Raw genomic sequence first — 17,206 nt, 5'->3', positions numbered from 1 at the left:
GGGTTTCAACATGGTAAACACGACGAAGTTGAAAGTACAGGATGCGGAATTGTTTGAAGCGATGCAACACGAGCTCGGTCGTCAACGCGAGAACATCGAACTCATTGCCTCGGAGAACTTTGTCTCAGAAGCAGTCATGGAAGCGCAAGGTGGCGTGCTCACGAACAAGTACGCGGAAGGTTATCCAGGCCGTCGCTACTACGGTGGATGTGAGTTCGTCGACGTGGCCGAGAATTTGGCCCGCGACCGTGCGAAAGAGCTGTTCGGTGCAGAGCACGCCAACGTGCAGCCGCACTCGGGTGCCCAAGCGAACATGGCCGTCTACTTCACAGTTCTTGAAGCAGGTGACACAGTGCTCGGCATGAACTTGTCGCACGGTGGTCATTTGACGCACGGAAGTCCGGTCAACTTCTCAGGCGTTCAATACAATTTCGTCGAATACGGTGTGGACAAAGAGACAGAACACATCGATTATGACGTCGTCGCAGCCCTCGCGAAAGAACATAAACCAAAACTCATTGTCGCTGGTGCCTCGGCGTACCCGCGGACGATTGACTTCGCCAAGTTCCGTGAGATCGCCGATAGCGTCGATGCTTATCTCATGGTCGACATGGCCCACATTGCCGGTCTCGTCGCGGCCGGTCTTCATCCGAACCCGGTCGAGCACGCGCATTTCGTGACGACGACGACGCACAAGACGCTCCGTGGCCCGCGCGGCGGCATGATTCTCTGTAAAGAAGAGTTCGCCAAAGCGATCGACAAGTCGATTTTCCCAGGGATTCAAGGTGGTCCGCTCATGCATGTCATCGCCGCGAAGGCCGTGGCGTTCGGCGAAGCGCTTCAACCTGAATTCAAAGACTATCAAGCACAAGTCATCAAGAACGCACAAGTGCTCGCGCAAGGATTAGAAGAAGAAGGACTCCGCGTCGTATCGGGCGGCACAGATAACCACCTTCTCCTCGTCGACCTCCGTGGCATCGACATCACCGGGAAAGCGGCCGAGCACGCGCTCGACGCGGCCGGCATCACCGTCAACAAGAACACGATCCCATTCGACCCGGCCTCACCGTTCGTCACGAGCGGGATTCGTCTCGGGACGGCGGCGATGACGACACGCGGATTGAAAGAAGACGATATGCGTGAAGTTGCTCGCTTGATCGGACGCGTCTTGACGAACCATGAAGATGAAGCAGTACTCGCTGAAGCGCACGAAGCCGTTCGTGCGTTGACGGCGAAATTCCCGCTCTATCCTGCACGAGGCTGACGAATGGACGTACGGACACTCGCAGATCGGGAACTTGCGGAACTGCCGCTCATCGATATGACGGAATGGCTCGTCCGAAAAGGCGAGCACGACCCGACGTTTCGCCTCGTCGCGAACGAGTTCGGGGTCGTGACGACGCTACTCGACCACGGGTATTATATCGAGGCAAGTGAACGGATTGTACCGCTTCTCGGAATGAAAGTGCCGGCAGCGTTTCATCGGCTCGGACTCGCGCTCGAAGTGAAGGCGAACGGAAAGAAGGCGGCCAAGCGCCGCTTTCGTTCGTTCTCGCCGGCCGTCATCGGTCATGCGGACTTGTCGGATTGGCGCAACGCCTTCAAATGGAACAAATCGTGGCTCGGCCTGCCGCTCGCCGTCGGACTCGGGTTGGTCGCACTCATCTTTTGGCCGGACCCGGCACCGCCTCCCGTGACGCCGACCGCGTCCGACGAACGGGTCATCACGGTGACCGAAGATGAGGCGCTCGCGAAGCGGCTAGAAGAACTCGAGCAAGAAGTCGCCCGACTCGAAGAAGCGAACGAGGCGCTCACAACCGAGGATAAGACGAGCGAAGCGCCTAAAGCGCCTGAAGCATCAGCTGTCGTGCCGCTCGGTGAAGTCGAACAGCTCGTCTCGGACAAACGATACGAGGAAGCGGATGTGCTCCTCGCCGGCAAGGCGAAAGCCGGACAGGAGCAGGCGGTCGGTTTTTATCGCTTGCTCGTCGACAACAAGCTCGGCGAAGCGGACATCGACGATTATGCTGACTATGTCAACAAGTACCCAGAGTCAGGGTATATGGCGGACGTCCTTTGGATGAAAGGCATCGCCGAGAAGAAGGCCGGGGACGACACGTACCGGACGACGCTCGCCGAAGTCGCCGCCATGGACGGGACGTATTGGGCCCCGATCGCCAAATCGGTGCTCGAGGAAGAATGAGGTCGCAGCCGCGCTGCGGCCTTTTTCTCATCAAATTCTAATCTGTTTCACCGCTCTTTCTCAGTTCGGTCCCGTACAGTAAAGAAAAAGGATAAGGGAGAGAGAGATATGCGCTCAATGAGCAGAGGAAAGATTGGAAGATTGATTCGAGGAGTGGCCGTCGGTGCGCTCGCATTGACACTCATGGCGGCAGGGATCGCCGGGTTCTTATTCTTCACCTTGACCGGCAACGCTTGGCTCGACCAAATCGCTCAAGTCGGGACTGATTTAGCGTTTCAGGCGGAAGGGATTGAAACGACGTTTGACCGGATGGGCGATTCACTCGAATTGCGCATCGAACAAGCGATTCCAGAAGCAGTTCGTCCGTTTTTTGACTGAGGAATCCGGGAACATTTAGAATGATGCGTCGGGCGGACTGCTCGGCGCTTTTTTGAGAAAGGATGAATGCCATGCCTACGATTCTCGTCGTCGAAGACGATGCTAAAATTGCCAGACTGCTCGAACTTGAACTCATGCATGCCGGTTATCAAGTCGAGGTCGCTCATGACGGGCGGGCCGGGCTCGACTTGGCGCTCGCCGGTGGGATTGACCTCATGTTACTCGACGTCATGCTGCCACAGATGAGCGGACTTGAAGTCGTGCGCCGCGTCAAAGAAGAGCAGCCGCTCCTCCCGGTATTGATGGTGACGGCACGCGGGGACCGTTACGACAAAGTGAGCGGGCTCGACCTCGGGGCCGACGATTACATCACGAAGCCGTTCGAGATGGAAGAGTTGCTCGCGCGGATTCGGGCGTTCTTACGGATGCGGCAACACGTCCACGTCGATACGAGCGAACGGGTCTTATCGTATGAAGGGCTGACCGTCGACGTCAATCGCCATGAAGTGATGTGCGAAGGGCAAAAAGTCGACTTGACCCGACGTGAGTTCGATTTGCTCGTCTATCTGCTCGAACATCCGGAACGGGTGCTCACGCGCGACCAACTCGTCGAGCACGTCTGGGGCTTCGATTATTACGGGGACACGAACGTCGTCGATGTGTACGTCCGTTATGTCCGAAAGAAACTCGGAGGCTCTTGGATTCAGACGGTCCGAGGCGTCGGCTATATGCTGAAGCGTGGTGAATAAGGTCAACAACCCACCACTTAACGAACTGACGGTCCGTTTGTAGCGGGGGCTTGCGTCCGTCGAGGACTCGACGGCGCCTCTACCCTCGTAGAGTGCGGTTACGCTCGTTCCTGCCCGGTAGTGCGGACGGCGCTCGTGCACATCCTACCTTCGCGTGGCGGAACATCGGGACGGTCGACCTCGCCCCTGCCACGGGAGTCATGCTCCCGTGGCACCTGCACCGATGTGTTCGATGCCTTTCCGGTGCAGGTTCATCGCGCCGACCCGGTCGTCGTTCGACCGGTACCGGCAGTTCTTGCATTGGAACAGGTGGAACGCCCACGACACGGAGACGTGGCGGTTTCGCGCGCACCTTCTCGGTGGCGGCACGGATGCCGGTCAGGTCCTCCAACACGAACAGCGTGCCCCTCGGGTGTCGGTCGACGAGTGCCTTCGTGACCTGATGGTTCACATCGGTCACATAACGGTTTTCTCTCGAGCCGAGATGTCTCAGCCGTTTGCGGGCCGATGGGGTCTGCCGTCGTTGCAGCTGTTTGCGGGTCGCCTTGAAGATACCTCGTTTGTGTTTGACCACATGACCGTTGTAAAAAGCGGTCTCGCTCTGGCTGTCGTAGGTGACCGCCAGGAAGTTGATGCCGAGGTCCACGCCGACGACGTTGGTGACACTGGCGTCGTCGAGTTCGGGGAACGTCTTCGTCACGGGGATGTGCAGGAACCATTTCTCGTGTTTGTGCACCAGTTTGGCCGTGCCGAACCGCCACGTCCCGTTGAAGTACCGCCTCATGCCCTTGCGCGCATAGTCCAGCTTGATCCGGCCGTCCAGCGTGTTCACGCTGAACCGGTCCCGGGTGAGCGAGTAGTCGCGGTTCCAGACGAGGTCGTACTCGGGGCGCTTGAACTCGACCCGGGACCACGCGTGCCCGTTCGACCTCGCCGACTTGTACCTGGCGATCACCGTTTTCATGACCGACTGGGCCATCTGGCTCTTCAGGCCGAACCGTTGCCGGATCTCGGCATAGTGCGAGTCGTTGAGGCTCGCCTGGTTCAGGTCCCTCGTCTCGAAGACGTGTCCCGACAGCCAGTCATAGGCCGACCGGTACGCGTCCATCGTTGCCCTCAGGGTAGCGGCTTGAGAGTCTTGGATGTAGATTTGTATTTTTGCAGTGATTGTAGACATGGTGCTCACCACCTTTCGCTACATAAACGATACCCGTTTTTTTAGCGGAAAATGAATGGACTTAACTCATAGAAGGGAGGAGGCAAGGTAGGAGTTCATAAGCGGTTATCATGCACATGTTTAGCATGATTGTGTCCCATACCGAAAATGATGGAAATTCCTCCCCCCACTAATCGTCGGGCTGTGCCCGGGACACGATTGAAGTAGGGGTATCCTTGCCGATTAAAGATGAAGCTACGGACGAAAATCGCTTTGGCGATGGGGGGGTTCATGTTGTTCCTGCTGATCACCTCGTTCGGTGTCGCCTGGCTCGTCTCGCGTCAACAAATCGTCGACGCCCGCTATGACGTCTTGCGCCAGGCGCTCAGCTTGCTCGAGGAAGACGAGCGGAACCAACAAGCCGTCTTGTCGTTGCACGAGGACAGTGTCGTGCTCGAGCGACAAGCGAACGGCGACTGGGGCATCATCGGCGGAGAGGCCGAGGAAGGATTGCGGTTTCCCGTCAATTTCGGCGAGCCGGCCCTCGTCGACGACTGGTTCGTCATCGCGACGTCGAATGGGCTCGGCTACGCGTTTCAAGACGCGGCCGTCAGTGAGACGCTCCAGACGCTCGCCACCATTTTTCTCATCATCTTTTTGATCGCCGTGGCGGTGACGTTCATCGGCAGCCTTTGGATTGTCAGGCAAGGGCTCGACCCGCTCCGCCGGCTCGAGACGACGATGGAACGGATCACGGAATCGGGAACCCTTGAGACCATCGATGTCGGGACGAGCCAAGACGAAGTGTCGACACTTGCGACCGGCTTCAATCGAATGATTGGCCGGGTCGAGGAATCGATAGAGCAACAACGGCGCTTCGTCGCCGATGTTTCACATGAACTGAAGACACCGCTTACGGTCATCGAAGGGTACGCCAAACTGCTCCGACGTTGGGGACAGAGTGACCCGGCCGTCCGTGACGAGGCGATTGACCACATCTTGACCGAATCGCGGCAAATGCGCGAGGACTTGATTGAACCGATGCTCGAGCTGAGCCGCTTCTCCTCGCTCGAAGACGTGGAGACCGAGGCGATTGCCTTGACCGAGCTGGCCGAGCAGTTGACCGAACGATTCGAACGGTCCCACGGTATCCATGTACCAATTGAGGCGATGGGGGCGTGGCACGGGCATCGCGATTCGTTGCAGCGGCTCGTCGTCATCTTCATCGATAACAGCTTGAAGTACGCGACCGACACGCGCGTCACGATGACGCCAGACCGCATCGAAGTACGCGACCATGGGACGACGCTCAGTGAGGAGGACCGAGCGCGGCTGTTCGACCGCTTTTATCGACTCGATGAGGCGCGGGACCGGAGCGGCAGCGGACTCGGGCTCGCCATCGCCAAGGAAGTGGCGGACTTGAACGGGTGGACGGTCGGCAGTTATGCGAACGCGCCGGACGGCAGCGTCTTTTACGTCACAACATGACAAACCTTTCGCAGATTCTCATCATTTTCTAATGGAATCCTCGTGGTGCTCTAAGGTCACCGTTCTATGATGAAGATGTAGAACAAGTTCACCACATGAAACGAGGAGGAAACATCATGAAACTAATCGGATGGATTTTAGGAGTCGGGTTGGCGGTACTCGCCGTCGCCGGAATCGGGTTGTATGTCGCGAACGACAAGACGGACACGGTCATCGTCCCACGGGCGGTCGATAGCGTGAACAGTGGGACCGATGATGCCGCAGATGACGCGCAAGATGATGCGAGTCAAGAAGCTGCCGCTTCGTCAGAAGGGTCAGCATCGAACGATACGCCGGTCCGCTCGGTCGATGACGATGATTATGAATTGTATGGTACCCTCGTCAGCCTATCAGACCGTGACGTGACAATCAGCTTCAGCGGCAAAGAATCGACGTATCCGCTCGCGGCCCGTCACGAGATTGATGACGATACACCGAAAGCCGGTGATCGTGTCAAACTTGAGTTCAACCGAAATGAGGAAGTCAAAGAAGTCGACCGTGAGAGTGACGACTTCGACATCTACGGCACGTTCGTCAGCTTGTCAGACCGTGACGTGACGATCGAACGGGACGGCAAGTCAGAGACGTTCCAACTCGCAAACCGCTATGAGATTGATGATGAGATGCCAAAAACTGGCGATCTCGTCAAACTCGAGTTGAACCTTCAACAGCAAGTGAAAGAGATTGAACGGGACGATGACCGGGATGACCAAGACGATCAAGGTGATCAAAACGATGACGACCAAGATGACGACCGGGACGATAATCAAGATGATGATCGCGACGACGACTAAAAAAATGCCACCACCAGTGGCATTTTTTGTTTATTCTTCTATCAAACGTCGTAATTATTATTGTATGATAAGATGAAAAAGAAAAATTTAGGCGATGTAACCAAATAAATGTGAAAGGAGGGGACGGAATGAAGAACGTCATCGGGCTGATGGGTATGGCTGTCGTATTATTAAGTGGCTGCGGAACAAATGAAATCAATGCGCTCAATTTACGACCGTTGTCGACATATGCGATTCAACAAGACCGAGACGTTCCGTTGACGTCCGCTTTGAAGACGCGATTGCTCAATTACTGTGAGCGACAACCGACAGATATGTTGCCGACGCGTCGCGCAGAACTGGCGGCCATCACATTCCGCCACCCCTTCTATGATGAATTAGGTAGCAAGACCGTCAAATATTGGCGGAGCGGGGACGAGCGTTACGTCTCTTGTTTGAATAGCAACGAACAGAACGAACGTGTCTTCCGGACGGATGCACTTGAGGCGTTCGAGTCCGCATCTGGTTCTGCGCCGAGAGAGGTCGACGTCGGCGATACGCTAACCTTCATTCCTGAGCCGGACGTCACGACCGTCGCACGCGCCTTCGCGGTCAATGAGACGCATGAGGCGATCATTCCCGGTTCGGTCTTCCGGTATCACACGCCTGACCGAGGGGCGCTCCATGTCACATATCACGTTTATCAAGACGGTGCCGAGGCACGGCAACTGATTGAGCCGGGACTGTTCCTCTTCGAGAGCGGCAAAAATGAAGGCGTCGCGTTCTTGACCCAATTGACCGACCGTCGAATCACGCTTCAAATGGGCACCGAGCAGGCGTGGGATCGCACCGTGTTACCCGATTCACTCTCGGGCGAGTATGTGCAAATCGACTCGAAGGAAGCGATCTTCAATTTAGATACCGAAGTTCGGCGTCTTATGAAACGAATCGTGCTCGCGGATGAGCCGATTGAAGACGTATTGGAACAAGATTCTGCCGCACTGTCTAGCCGCTACGGGACTGTGATTGAAATATGGGGGACCGTTCAACGACCGGGCGCCGGTGAATTGACAATCACGTCGGAGCAAAAAGAGGCGATGCGGTTGGCAACGTACGAGACGGAGACGAAGACGGCCCACCTCGGTGGCCCGAACACGCGTGAGCTGTTCGAACTGTTGTCCCGCGTACAAACGACGAGCGCCGCACCGACGGGTGAACGACGGGGGACGCTCGCGTTATATGAGCAGTTGACCGAGCAACGGTTCGACGTGTGGATCGAGAAAGGGAAAGACACCCTTCAACTGATGGACGTCGAGACGAAGCGGGTCTATTTGATTGATCAACTAGAATTAGAGGAATTGCTCGACACTTATATATAGATGAAAAACTAATTCTTTTCCCGTTTCATGACACTTTCATGTCGTGAGACGGGTTTTTGTCGTCAAATTGACACTATGTTTTTGTAAAAAACTATCCTATAATTTTTTTTTGCGAAGGTTCAACATTACATACATGACTCCGATATATCCATAAAATACACAGCACTAACCTTCTCGTCATTTGAATATAAGAAAAGGGGGAGCAACGAGACACGATTCCATTCAACCATCATCGTCCGTCACCACGTTTTGTTAGTCATCAGGAGAGGAATAGGTAGTGAAATTGAAAAAGTTAATGTTGTCTCTAACGGTAGTGTTGTTGATTGTTAGTCTGAACATGTCTAAAACGGGGGCACAAACCATGAACCCACTCGACGGTGTGAAGAACTATCAAGTGTATTATGGCCATCCAACTGAAGCGATTTTAAAGGATATGCAAAACTATGATCTCGTCATCATTGAGCCGCTCCATTATACGAAAGCGCAAGTGGAGCAAATCAAAGCGCGCGGGACGAAAGTACTCGGTTATATTAGCGTCATGGAAGTCGCGACATGGAACACGGGTCTCATGTCAAAACTTCAGTCAGGTGACTTCTTTACGCGTAACGGACAACGTGTCCATTACCCGGAATGGGATTCGTACTTGACGAACATCGCCTCACCGCATTTCCAAGGGTTACTCCTCACGGAAATCCAGAACCAAGTCGTCGCCAAAGGCATCGATGGCGTGTTCATGGATACGGTCGGTGATATCGATAACGAACATTTGAACAATCCGACCGTGCTCAAGCAACAACGGGACGGACTCGTCAACTTCTTGAAACAAGCCCGGGCTCGCTACGGGGATATCGCCATGGTTCAAAACTGGGGCTTTGACACACTTGAGACAGCGACGGCAACATACGTCGATGGCATCATGTGGGAGAGCTTCAACGCCGACACGATCAAGAGTGACGCATGGTCACAAAACATGATCAAGAAATTACAAGCGGTCGACGTGAAGCATTCGGTCAAAACGCTCACGATTTCGACTCGCCTCAGCGCGGACAGCCACAAGCTCGCCAAGGATTCTGGATTCATCCACTTCCACGAAGCCGATGCCTACGTGAACTGGAACGCAGGTCTCGTCACACGCACACAAGATGCGGCACCGACACCAGTCGCAGTAACGCCGGTGACGAAGCCAGCTACGACGACTACGACAAATCCAGCTGAAATGACTGCGACGAAGCCAGCTGAAACGACTACGACGAAGCCAGCTACGACGACTGCGGCGAAGCCAGCTACGACGACTACGACGAAGCCAGCTACGACGACTGCGACAAAGCCAGCTACGACGAGTACGACAAAACCAGTGACTGAAACTGCAACGAAGCCTGTTACCAATGCAGAAACGGCGCCAAAAGCAGATGCTTCGACAGACAAACAAGCCGAGTCGAAACAAAAGACGAAAGCCGAGTTGAAGCAAGAGAAGAAAGACAAGAAAGAGAAGAAGAAGGCGAAAAAGCATGCGAAGAAACATACGAAAAAGTATGCCGCCAAGCAAAGCTCGTCTAACGACCATTACGCCGCCAAAGGCAAGATGTGTGGAAAAGAGAAATACAAGACAGCCGGTTTTCTAAATTTCTTCAAATTCTAATCGATAGGTCACTTGAAGCCCGAAGGATCGAATCGTTCCTTCGGGTTTCGTCTGACCTCTTCGAAAACAGAAGTTGACCCTACCTTTCTCAGAAAAGTTAGGGTACAATGCTCAAGAGAGATTGAGAGAGGAGTGAAGCATGATGGGCAAAGTACACGTTTATGACCACCCATTGATTCAGCACAAGATGACGATTATGCGTAAAGTAGAGACGGGGACGAAGCAGTTCCGTGAACTCGTGGACGAGGTTTCGTCACTCATGGCATATGAAATTACACGCGACCTTCCGCTTACTGATGTGGAAATCGAGACACCGGTCTCTGTATCGACACAAAAGATGATCGCCGGCAAGAAATTGGGAATCGTCCCAATTTTACGGGCAGGACTCGGCATGGTGGATGGCTTCCTCAAAATGATGCCGAACGTCAAAGTCGGTCACATCGGTTTATACCGTGACCCGGAGACGCTCGAGCCGCACGAATACTATCTCAAGTTGCCGACGGACGTCACAGAGCGTGACTTCATCGTCGTCGACCCGATGCTTGCGACAGGTGGTTCTGCCGCTGATGCGATTGCCGCGCTTAAAAAGCACGGTGCCAAGTCAATCAAACTCGCTTGCCTCTGTGCAGCCCCTGAAGGTGTAGAACGTGTTCAAGCCGAACACCCGGACGTCGAAATCTATCTCGCCGCACTAGACGAGAAGTTGAACGACCATGGTTACATCGTCCCAGGACTCGGTGATGCAGGTGACCGTTTGTTCGGAACGAAATAAGCATGTATCTGATGAAGAGGATCCAAGTGATCCTCTTTTTTTATGTGGAATGTGCCGCAATCGATTCAAAATAGTTGAGAAGCTTTCTGTCACGGCCGATAGTAAAGAAGGAAGAGGCCGCAAATCGGGCCGATGTCGGAAAAAAAGGATGAGACGCCATGAAGACTAAATTCTCACGACTACAAACATACTTGCTTATTTCTTTGATGGCGCTATTTTTGACGAGCATCTGGAGCTATAGCGCGTTTCAAAATATCGAACGAGAGAACCGTCGTATCGTCGAAGAGGCGATCCCGATTGCGAACGCCGCCTCAGAGCTGCTCCGGCTGTTGCTCGATCAAGAGCTGTCGGTCCGAGGCTATACATATAATCAAGACACCCCGTCACTCGAACAGTATGAAGCGACGAAGCGCTCGTTGTCGGAGACGATTCATGTCATCCGACAGATGGAGGCGTTCCACGAATCTCAAATTGAACTCATCAAAGCGGGGGATGTTCTGACAGCGAACGCGCGTCGCTATAGCGGAACCGACTATATCAACCAGTTCCGGGACGTCGATGCGGCGATTCGTGAGGATATCGACAACATTATTCAACAGGCGTCAATCCGGAGTGATACCGCCTCGAGCTCGGCGAAGTGGGTGATCGTGATCGTCGTCGGGCTGAGGCGGGCCAGGGCGGATAAGGCGATGCGCCGCGCATAGCGCAACGTCTCGGCGTGCGCTTCGTCCCGGGCCACTTCGACCGACAAGGCCCCTTCCTCGAGACAAACGGCGTGCATCGCTTCGATATCGCGCCGGACGACGTCACGCGGTCCGTCCTGTTCTAATAGAAGGAGAGCACCGACGTCTGTCGGCAGTCCGATGTTCGCATACGCCTCGACGACCTCGATCGTCTTCTTGTCCATGAACTCGAGTGTCGCCGGGATGATGCGGTTCTCGAAGATGCGGCTCACCGTCCGGGCCGCGCTGTCCAAGTCCTCGAAATAGGCGAGCATCGTCTGTTTCGTCTCGGGGAGCGGGATGAGCTTGAGCGTCGCTTGCGTGATGACGGCGAGCGTCCCTTCCGAGCCGACGAGGACACGGGTCAAATCATAACCGGCGACGTCTTTCGCGAGCTTCCCGCCCGTACGGAGCACTTCGCCGTTCGGGAGCACCGCCTCGAGCGCGAGCACATAATCGGCCGTGACCCCGTATTTCAGCCCACGCAAGCCGCCGGAGTTCTCACTGATGTTGCCGCCAATCGTCGAGATTTTCATCGAACTCGGGTCCGGCGGATAAAACAGGCCTCTCGCCTCGACGGCTTGTGCCAAATGGGCGGTGATGCAGCCCGGTTCGACCGTCACCGTCAAATTCTTCTCGTCGATCTCGACAATCTTGTCCATATGACGGAAGTCCATGACGACACCACCGGAAAGCGGCGTCGTGCCGCCGGCAAGATTTGTCGCCGATCCGCGTGGGACGACGGGGATCCGGTGTTCGTGGCACAGCCGCAACACGGCCTGCACGTCCTCGGTCGAGCGGGGGGCGACGATCGCGTCTGGCATCGCTTGATAGTTCGGCGTCGCGTCAAATGAATAGGCGAGTCGGGTCGTCGAGTCCGTGAAGACGACATCGGCGCCGATTTCCTCGCGTAGTTGGGCCATCCAATCCATTCTAGTTCCTCCTCACACGCATCAACATGCATTCGATGCGGGCGTCGGTTTCGAAAGTCACAAAATTGACACATTTTTAGATAGCGCTTACATCGTAATCGTAGCCATTCGAACTGGTATTGTCCACCCATTTCGGGTTGATAGGAAGGGCTTTCCAGGCGATTGACTGCTCGGAAAAGGCGGTGTGATATTCATCACTACAAATTCGTCAGAACCCCTCGACATGACAAAAAGATAATCGGTATACTGATACAGGACGATGTAAACGATTTCAAAATCGGGTCAACGTTTGTTTCAAAACCTTTTGTGAACGTAAGCCGTTTTGCATTGTAATTTCCAAAACGTGAAGGTATAACTGAACTATTCTTCATCTGGTTCGTAATGTGAAATGTTATAAAGTCAACATTTTTGTTTCACCGTTTCCTCACACTTTCTTAAAATTTACCGATTTTAATTTAGTTTGTGAACTGCGTAAAAGCCTTGATACGACTTGATTTAAAGCGCTTTTATAATTGTGAAATCAATTGACTTCTTATGCCATTTCCAGTACTCTGAACTTGTGTGACTTTTGATGGTCACGCGAGTGTGAACCCGGTGATGATGGAAGGAAGCTCGGTAGCCTGAAAGGGGGATGGGGATGACGAAAAAAGACAATCGTTACCTATCTTATGCCTCGCTCGCCTCTCAAATCTCGACCGCGCTCGCTGGACCGATCGTCATCGGTTATCTCGTTGGCCAATACGGGGCGAGACGTGAATTTTGGGGCACGTTTGGTTGGAATGTGTCAGTGCTTCTCGGAATGGCTTTCGGGATCACGGCGCTCGTTCTCACCCTTCGAAGTTTACTGACAGGAGAGGACGAATGAAGCTAGAACAAACAGAACTACAACAAGTGCAAGCAGACAGAAAAGCACAGCAGCAGTTGATGAAACGCTATACGAAGTGGTTTATCGGATGGTTCGCCATTCTCCTCATCGGAGCGCTCATCGTCCCTATGTACAAACCGGTGTTTCTCGGGTTGTTTCTAGGCGGGGTCGCCAGTCTCATCATTCTACATATGCAGAATCGAAGCGTCATTCGCATGTTTGACGTCATCGAACATGGACGACGCCCAAAGTCGCACGGGACTGTTTCAAGAATGGCAGTCGGTGCGCTAGCCGTGATAGTCGGTCTCTTTTATGAGGATCGAGTATCGCTGATCGCGGTGGTAACTGGTCTAATCGCCGGCCACATCATACAATTTGGCGAGTTCACACTTGCCCAGCTCAGCAGGAAAAGAGGTGAATACTAATGGGTCATGAGTTTCCCACATATTCTCTACAACTCGGAGATTATACGTTATATGGGAGCTGGACGAACGTCATTACGGTGCTGATCGCATCACTACTCGTATTTACGTTTGCCGTTTGGGGAACGCGACGCTTGGCTATGAAGCCGACCGGTAAGCAGAACTTAATGGAATTCTTCGCGGAATTCACACGCGGGATTATCTCGAGTGCGATGGACTGGAAGACAGGTGGCCGTTTCATCGGATTTGGAATGACGTTGATTTTGTTCATTCTCTTCTCGAACTTGATGGGTCTACCGTTTAACGTCATTTCTGGTCACTATCTATGGTTCAACTCACCGACGGCCGATCCTTACGTCACGTTGGCATTGTCGACACTCGTCGTTGCAATGTCGCACTATTACGGCGTGAAGCTACACGGTTTGAAGCACTACTCGGCGGAATTCGTGAAGCCGGTCTGGTTCTTATTGCCGATCAAGCTCATCGAGGAGTTCGCGAACACCTTGACGCTCGGTCTGCGTCTTTACGGTAACATCTTTGCCGGTGAAATCATGATTACCATCATCTTGGGACTCGCAATTACCGCAGAAGGGGCACTTAACCCGCTCGGTGCTGTGTTCGCAGTTCTCCCAATGATTTTATGGCAAGGCTTCTCAATCTTTATCGGGGTTATCCAATCCTACATTTTCCTGACGCTTGCAATGGTCTACATCGGGCATAAAGCTTCTGCCGAGCATTAATTCGGTTTGTCTCGCCAAAGCGTTGAACAAAAAAACTATTTACTTAACTTTTAGGAGGAATATACACAATGGAACAACTCAATCTTCTCGCAACAGCACTCGTTATCGGTCTTGGAGCACTCGCGGCTGGTATCGGTAACGGTCTCATCGTATACGGAACAGTACAAGGACAAGCACGTCAGCCAGAACTCAAAAACGAACTTCGTCAAACAATGTTCATCGGTATCGGTTTGGTTGAAGCCCTCCCGATCATCGGTGTGGCTGTCGGTTTCCTTCTCCTCAACTCTTGATTACGAGTTAACGAGAACAACGTAAGAGGGAGCGTGTCTCCCTCACTTATTTAGTCAAGAGGAGGGTATGCATGGATACGATGATGATTGCAGCTGGTGCTGGTGGCGAAGGCCTCCGCATCCTGGATATGATCTTTACACTTTTCACATTCCTCGTACTCTTGGCCCTGTTGAAGAAATTTGCTTGGGGACCACTCCTTGGAATGATGAGACAGCGTGAAGAGTATGTAGCGAACGAAATCGAGCTCGCTGAAAAGAGCCGCAAAGATGCGGAAACATATGTAGTCGAACAACGTGACGCGCTTAGCGCTGCACGTACAGAATCGAAAGAAATGCTTGATTCAAGCCGTCGTCAAGCAGAAGCGGAACAAGCACGCTTGGTGGAGCAGGCGCGTTTGGAAGCCGAACAAATCAAAATCGAGGCGGGTAAAGCGATCGAACGTGAGCGTGAGCTCGCAAAACAATCGCTCCAGACCGAAGTCGTCACACAGGCGCTCTCGGCCGCACGCCACGTCCTTCAGTCAGACCTTAAAGGCGACGAAGCGAAACAACGTGCCCTCGTTACAGACTTCCTGTCTAAAGCGAAAGGTGCTAACTGATGAACACATCGTTAGCAAAACGCTACGCCAAAGCGCTCTTCGACTTAGCGCGGGAACAAGGCACGCTCGACCAAGTCGAAGCGGAAGTGCGTCTGCTCGATGAAGTGCTCCACGCGACTCCTGAACTTGCGAATCTCTTAGAGAATCCGGCAATCAGTGACAGCGAGCTTGCACAGCTTTTAACACATAGCTTTGGTGACATGACAGATATCGTGCTCAACACACTTCTCGTCATGGTCGAAAACGACCGTGCGAGCGAAGTTCGCGGCTTGTCGCGCTACGTCCTTGATTACATCAACGACTACCGTGGCATCGCCGAAGGGTTCGTCACGAGTGCTTACCCGTTGTCGGCAACAGAGTTGAAAGAAGTCGAACTCGTCTTCGGTCAGAAGATGAACAAGACGCTTCAATTGAAGAACGTCGTCGATGAAGACGTCATCGGTGGACTCCGTGTCCAAATCGGCTACACGACGTATGATGACACAATCGAAAACAAACTAACACGCCTCGAGCGTGAATTGTTGAATGCGTAAGAAATAGGGGTGAATTCAATGACGATCAAAGCTGAAGAAATCAGCGCCCTGCTAAAAGAGCGGATCGCTTCGTACGGTTCTGAAATCGAAGTCAGTGAGACAGGTACAGTCATTCAAGTAGGTGACGGTATCGCTCGTGCATACGGACTCGATAACGTTATGGCGGGGGAACTCGTAGAGTTCTCTAACGGCGTAATGGGCTTGGCGCAAAACTTAGAAGAAGGTAACGTCGGGATTATCATCCTTGGCGACTACAAAGGCATCAAAGAAGGCGACTCGGTAAAACGTACGGGCCGCATCATGGAAGTTCCAGTCGGTGAAGCGCTCCTCGGACGCGTCGTCAACCCGCTCGGACAACCAATCGACGGTCTCGGACCGATCGTGACGGACACATACAACCCGATCGAGCGTAAAGCTTACGGCGTTATGGCCCGTAAGTCAGTACACGAACCGCTCCAAACTGGGATTAAGGCGATTGACGCCCTCGTACCAATCGGTCGCGGTCAGCGTGAGCTCATCATCGGTGACCGTCAGACTGGTAAGACTTCGGTCGCAATCGATGCGATCATCAACCAAAAAGAAGAAAACATGATCTGTATCTACGTCGCCATCGGTCAGAAAGAATCGACTGTCCGTGGCGTAGTTGAGACGCTCCGTCAAAACGGCGCCCTCGATTACACGATCGTTGTGTCGGCATCGGCTTCACAGCCGGCCCCCCTTCTCTACCTCGCACCATTTGCAGGGGTATCGATGGGTGAGTACTTCATGGACCGCGGACAACACGTCCTCGTCGTGTATGATGACCTCTCGAAACAAGCGGCAGCCTACCGTGAGCTCTCGCTTCTTCTCCGTCGTCCTCCAGGCCGCGAGGCTTACCCAGGGGATGTCTTCTACCTCCACTCACGCCTTCTTGAGCGTGCGGCGAAGTTGAATGACGAACTCGGTGGCGGCTCGCTCACAGCTCTTCCGTTCATCGAGACACAGGCGTCGGATATCTCGGCTTACATCCCGACGAACGTGATCTCGATCACAGACGGTCAAATCTTCCTTCAGTCGGACCTCTTCTTCTCAGGGGTACGTCCAGCGATTAACGCCGGTCTCTCGGTATCGCGTGTCGGTGGTTCGGCTCAAGTGAAAGCGATGAAGAAAGTTGCTGGTACGCTCCGTCTTGACCTCGCGTCATACCGTGAGCTCGAAGCGTTCGCCCAGTTCGGGTCGGACCTCGACAAAGCGACACAAGCGAAGCTCAACCGTGGACAACGTACCGTTGAAGTCTTGAAACAAGACTTGAACGCACCGCTTTCGGTCGACAAGCAAGTCATCATCATCTATGCACTCACGAAAGGTCATCTCGATGACGTCCCAGTCGAAGACATCCGTCGTTTCGAAAAAGAAATGAACGCATGGCTCGACCAAAACCGTGCGGACCTCTGCCGTGAAATCCGTCAAACAGGAAACCTTCCTGCTGACGAGGCGATGGTCGATGCACTTACGGAATTCAAAAAGACGTTCTCGCCATCGGTTTAA

The 17,206-nt window shown here is 53.6% G+C and carries 17 protein-coding genes and 2 pseudogenes; 17 read left to right on the top strand and 2 right to left on the bottom strand.

The features are described from left to right. The first annotated feature begins 10 nt into the window (after window positions 1-10). From glyA to DPV68_RS01965, 4 genes are all read left to right on the top strand, one after another. Window positions 11-1,264, top strand: a complete 1,254-nt coding sequence (gene glyA, locus DPV68_RS01980) for a serine hydroxymethyltransferase (RefSeq protein WP_114165166.1) — start codon at window positions 11-13, stop codon at window positions 1,262-1,264. A gap of 3 nt (window positions 1,265-1,267) precedes the next feature. Then, window positions 1,268-2,203: a hypothetical protein gene (locus DPV68_RS01975; protein WP_114165165.1), complete on the top strand. Its 936-nt coding sequence runs from the start codon at window positions 1,268-1,270 to the stop codon at window positions 2,201-2,203. Between the two features lie 117 nt (window positions 2,204-2,320). Then, window positions 2,321-2,581 (top strand): hypothetical protein, encoded by a 261-nt coding sequence (locus tag DPV68_RS01970; RefSeq protein WP_157964127.1) that lies wholly within the window; start codon window positions 2,321-2,323, stop codon window positions 2,579-2,581. A 71-nt stretch (window positions 2,582-2,652) separates the two neighbouring features. Further along, window positions 2,653-3,330 carry a response regulator transcription factor gene (locus tag DPV68_RS01965; RefSeq protein ID WP_114165163.1) on the top strand — a complete coding sequence of 226 codons (678 nt, stop codon included), beginning with the start codon at window positions 2,653-2,655 and terminating at the stop codon, window positions 3,328-3,330. A 198-nt stretch (window positions 3,331-3,528) separates the two neighbouring features. Here DPV68_RS01965 and DPV68_RS01960 read toward each other — a convergent pair. Further along, window positions 3,529-4,507 (bottom strand): annotated as a pseudogene (locus tag DPV68_RS01960) (RNA-guided endonuclease TnpB family protein). A 228-nt stretch (window positions 4,508-4,735) separates the two neighbouring features. On the opposite strand from DPV68_RS01960, the gene DPV68_RS01955 reads away from it, so the two are divergent. From DPV68_RS01955 to DPV68_RS01930, 6 genes are all read left to right on the top strand, one after another. Beyond that, window positions 4,736-5,974: a sensor histidine kinase gene (locus tag DPV68_RS01955; protein ID WP_114165162.1), complete on the top strand. Its 1,239-nt coding sequence runs from the start codon at window positions 4,736-4,738 to the stop codon at window positions 5,972-5,974. 116 nt (window positions 5,975-6,090) lie between these two features. Continuing rightward, a complete protein-coding gene (locus tag DPV68_RS01950; RefSeq protein WP_232819454.1) occupies window positions 6,091-6,807 on the top strand; it encodes a hypothetical protein in 717 nt (238 codons plus the stop codon). Window positions 6,808-6,935: 128 nt separating this feature from the next. Then, window positions 6,936-8,165, top strand: coding sequence for a hypothetical protein (locus DPV68_RS01945; protein WP_114165160.1), 1,230 nt, complete (start codon window positions 6,936-6,938; stop codon window positions 8,163-8,165). A 361-nt stretch (window positions 8,166-8,526) separates the two neighbouring features. Then, window positions 8,527-9,804, top strand: a complete 1,278-nt coding sequence (locus DPV68_RS01940) for a glycoside hydrolase family 191 protein (RefSeq protein WP_198662221.1) — start codon at window positions 8,527-8,529, stop codon at window positions 9,802-9,804. Window positions 9,805-9,946: 142 nt separating this feature from the next. Next, window positions 9,947-10,576 (top strand): uracil phosphoribosyltransferase, encoded by a 630-nt coding sequence (gene upp / locus DPV68_RS01935; protein WP_021066126.1) that lies wholly within the window; start codon window positions 9,947-9,949, stop codon window positions 10,574-10,576. Between the two features lie 158 nt (window positions 10,577-10,734). After that, the gene (locus DPV68_RS01930; protein WP_114165158.1) at window positions 10,735-11,280 is read left to right on the top strand and encodes a CHASE3 domain-containing protein; all 546 of its coding nucleotides are present in this window, start codon (window positions 10,735-10,737) and stop codon (window positions 11,278-11,280) included. Here the strand turns inward: DPV68_RS01930 and DPV68_RS01925 are convergent. Then, a pseudogene (locus DPV68_RS01925) lies at window positions 11,226-12,221 on the bottom strand (FAD-binding oxidoreductase); the annotation flags it as partial. The gene DPV68_RS01930 and the pseudogene DPV68_RS01925 sit on opposite strands and share 55 nt — an antisense overlap. A 646-nt stretch (window positions 12,222-12,867) precedes the next feature. Here DPV68_RS01925 and DPV68_RS01920 point away from each other — a divergent pair. The 7 genes from DPV68_RS01920 to atpA all read left to right on the top strand — a co-directional run bounded on the left by DPV68_RS01920 (window position 12,868) and on the right by atpA (window position 17,206). After that, a complete protein-coding gene (locus tag DPV68_RS01920; RefSeq protein WP_114165157.1) occupies window positions 12,868-13,095 on the top strand; it encodes a hypothetical protein in 228 nt (75 codons plus the stop codon). Further along, complete coding sequence (locus tag DPV68_RS01915; RefSeq protein WP_114165156.1) at window positions 13,092-13,520, top strand: ATP synthase subunit I; 429 nt, start codon at window positions 13,092-13,094, stop codon at window positions 13,518-13,520. The genes DPV68_RS01920 and DPV68_RS01915 overlap by 4 nt, the downstream gene beginning before the upstream one ends. Continuing rightward, window positions 13,520-14,257 carry a F0F1 ATP synthase subunit A gene (atpB, locus tag DPV68_RS01910; protein WP_114165155.1) on the top strand — a complete coding sequence of 246 codons (738 nt, stop codon included), beginning with the start codon at window positions 13,520-13,522 and terminating at the stop codon, window positions 14,255-14,257. The genes DPV68_RS01915 and atpB overlap by 1 nt, the downstream gene beginning before the upstream one ends. 68 nt (window positions 14,258-14,325) lie before the next feature. Beyond that, window positions 14,326-14,547, top strand: coding sequence for a F0F1 ATP synthase subunit C (gene atpE / locus DPV68_RS01905; protein WP_012727360.1), 222 nt, complete (start codon window positions 14,326-14,328; stop codon window positions 14,545-14,547). A gap of 71 nt (window positions 14,548-14,618) precedes the next feature. After that, window positions 14,619-15,146: a F0F1 ATP synthase subunit B gene (atpF, locus tag DPV68_RS01900; protein ID WP_029594688.1), complete on the top strand. Its 528-nt coding sequence runs from the start codon at window positions 14,619-14,621 to the stop codon at window positions 15,144-15,146. Further along, window positions 15,146-15,679 carry a F0F1 ATP synthase subunit delta gene (locus DPV68_RS01895; protein ID WP_114165154.1) on the top strand — a complete coding sequence of 178 codons (534 nt, stop codon included), beginning with the start codon at window positions 15,146-15,148 and terminating at the stop codon, window positions 15,677-15,679. Before atpF ends, DPV68_RS01895 begins: the two co-directional genes overlap by 1 nt. Before the next feature lie 18 nt (window positions 15,680-15,697). After that, complete coding sequence (gene atpA, locus DPV68_RS01890) at window positions 15,698-17,206, top strand: F0F1 ATP synthase subunit alpha (protein WP_114165153.1); 1,509 nt, start codon at window positions 15,698-15,700, stop codon at window positions 17,204-17,206.

It is taken from the genome of Exiguobacterium sp. TNDT2 (genome assembly GCF_003331145.1).
Classification (GTDB): Bacteria; Bacillota; Bacilli; order Exiguobacteriales; family Exiguobacteriaceae; genus Exiguobacterium.
This window is presented reverse-complemented; position numbering and strand designations above follow the sequence as displayed.

Bases quoted from the DNA above. Each gene is read 5' to 3' on its own strand.
- glyA (WP_114165166.1), top strand. From the start codon at position 11: ATGGTAAACACGACGAAGTTGAAAGTACAGGATGCGGAATTGTTTGAA.
- DPV68_RS01945 (WP_114165160.1), top strand. From the start codon at position 6,936: ATGAAGAACGTCATCGGGCTGATGGGTATGGCTGTCGTATTATTAAGT.
- DPV68_RS01920 (WP_114165157.1), top strand. From the start codon at position 12,868: ATGACGAAAAAAGACAATCGTTACCTATCTTATGCCTCGCTCGCCTCT.
- DPV68_RS01915 (WP_114165156.1), top strand. From the start codon at position 13,092: ATGAAGCTAGAACAAACAGAACTACAACAAGTGCAAGCAGACAGAAAA.
- atpE (WP_012727360.1), top strand. From the start codon at position 14,326: ATGGAACAACTCAATCTTCTCGCAACAGCACTCGTTATCGGTCTTGGA.
- DPV68_RS01895 (WP_114165154.1), top strand. From the start codon at position 15,146: ATGAACACATCGTTAGCAAAACGCTACGCCAAAGCGCTCTTCGACTTA.
- atpA (WP_114165153.1), top strand. From the start codon at position 15,698: ATGACGATCAAAGCTGAAGAAATCAGCGCCCTGCTAAAAGAGCGGATC.
- DPV68_RS01940 (WP_198662221.1), top strand. From the start codon at position 8,527: ATGAACCCACTCGACGGTGTGAAGAACTATCAAGTGTATTATGGCCAT.
- DPV68_RS01930 (WP_114165158.1), top strand. From the start codon at position 10,735: ATGAAGACTAAATTCTCACGACTACAAACATACTTGCTTATTTCTTTG.
- upp (WP_021066126.1), top strand. From the start codon at position 9,947: ATGGGCAAAGTACACGTTTATGACCACCCATTGATTCAGCACAAGATG.
- DPV68_RS01950 (WP_232819454.1), top strand. From the start codon at position 6,091: ATGAAACTAATCGGATGGATTTTAGGAGTCGGGTTGGCGGTACTCGCC.
- atpF (WP_029594688.1), top strand. From the start codon at position 14,619: ATGGATACGATGATGATTGCAGCTGGTGCTGGTGGCGAAGGCCTCCGC.
- DPV68_RS01965 (WP_114165163.1), top strand. From the start codon at position 2,653: ATGCCTACGATTCTCGTCGTCGAAGACGATGCTAAAATTGCCAGACTG.
- DPV68_RS01970 (WP_157964127.1), top strand. From the start codon at position 2,321: ATGAGCAGAGGAAAGATTGGAAGATTGATTCGAGGAGTGGCCGTCGGT.
- atpB (WP_114165155.1), top strand. From the start codon at position 13,520: ATGGGTCATGAGTTTCCCACATATTCTCTACAACTCGGAGATTATACG.
- DPV68_RS01955 (WP_114165162.1), top strand. From the start codon at position 4,736: ATGAAGCTACGGACGAAAATCGCTTTGGCGATGGGGGGGTTCATGTTG.
- DPV68_RS01975 (WP_114165165.1), top strand. From the start codon at position 1,268: ATGGACGTACGGACACTCGCAGATCGGGAACTTGCGGAACTGCCGCTC.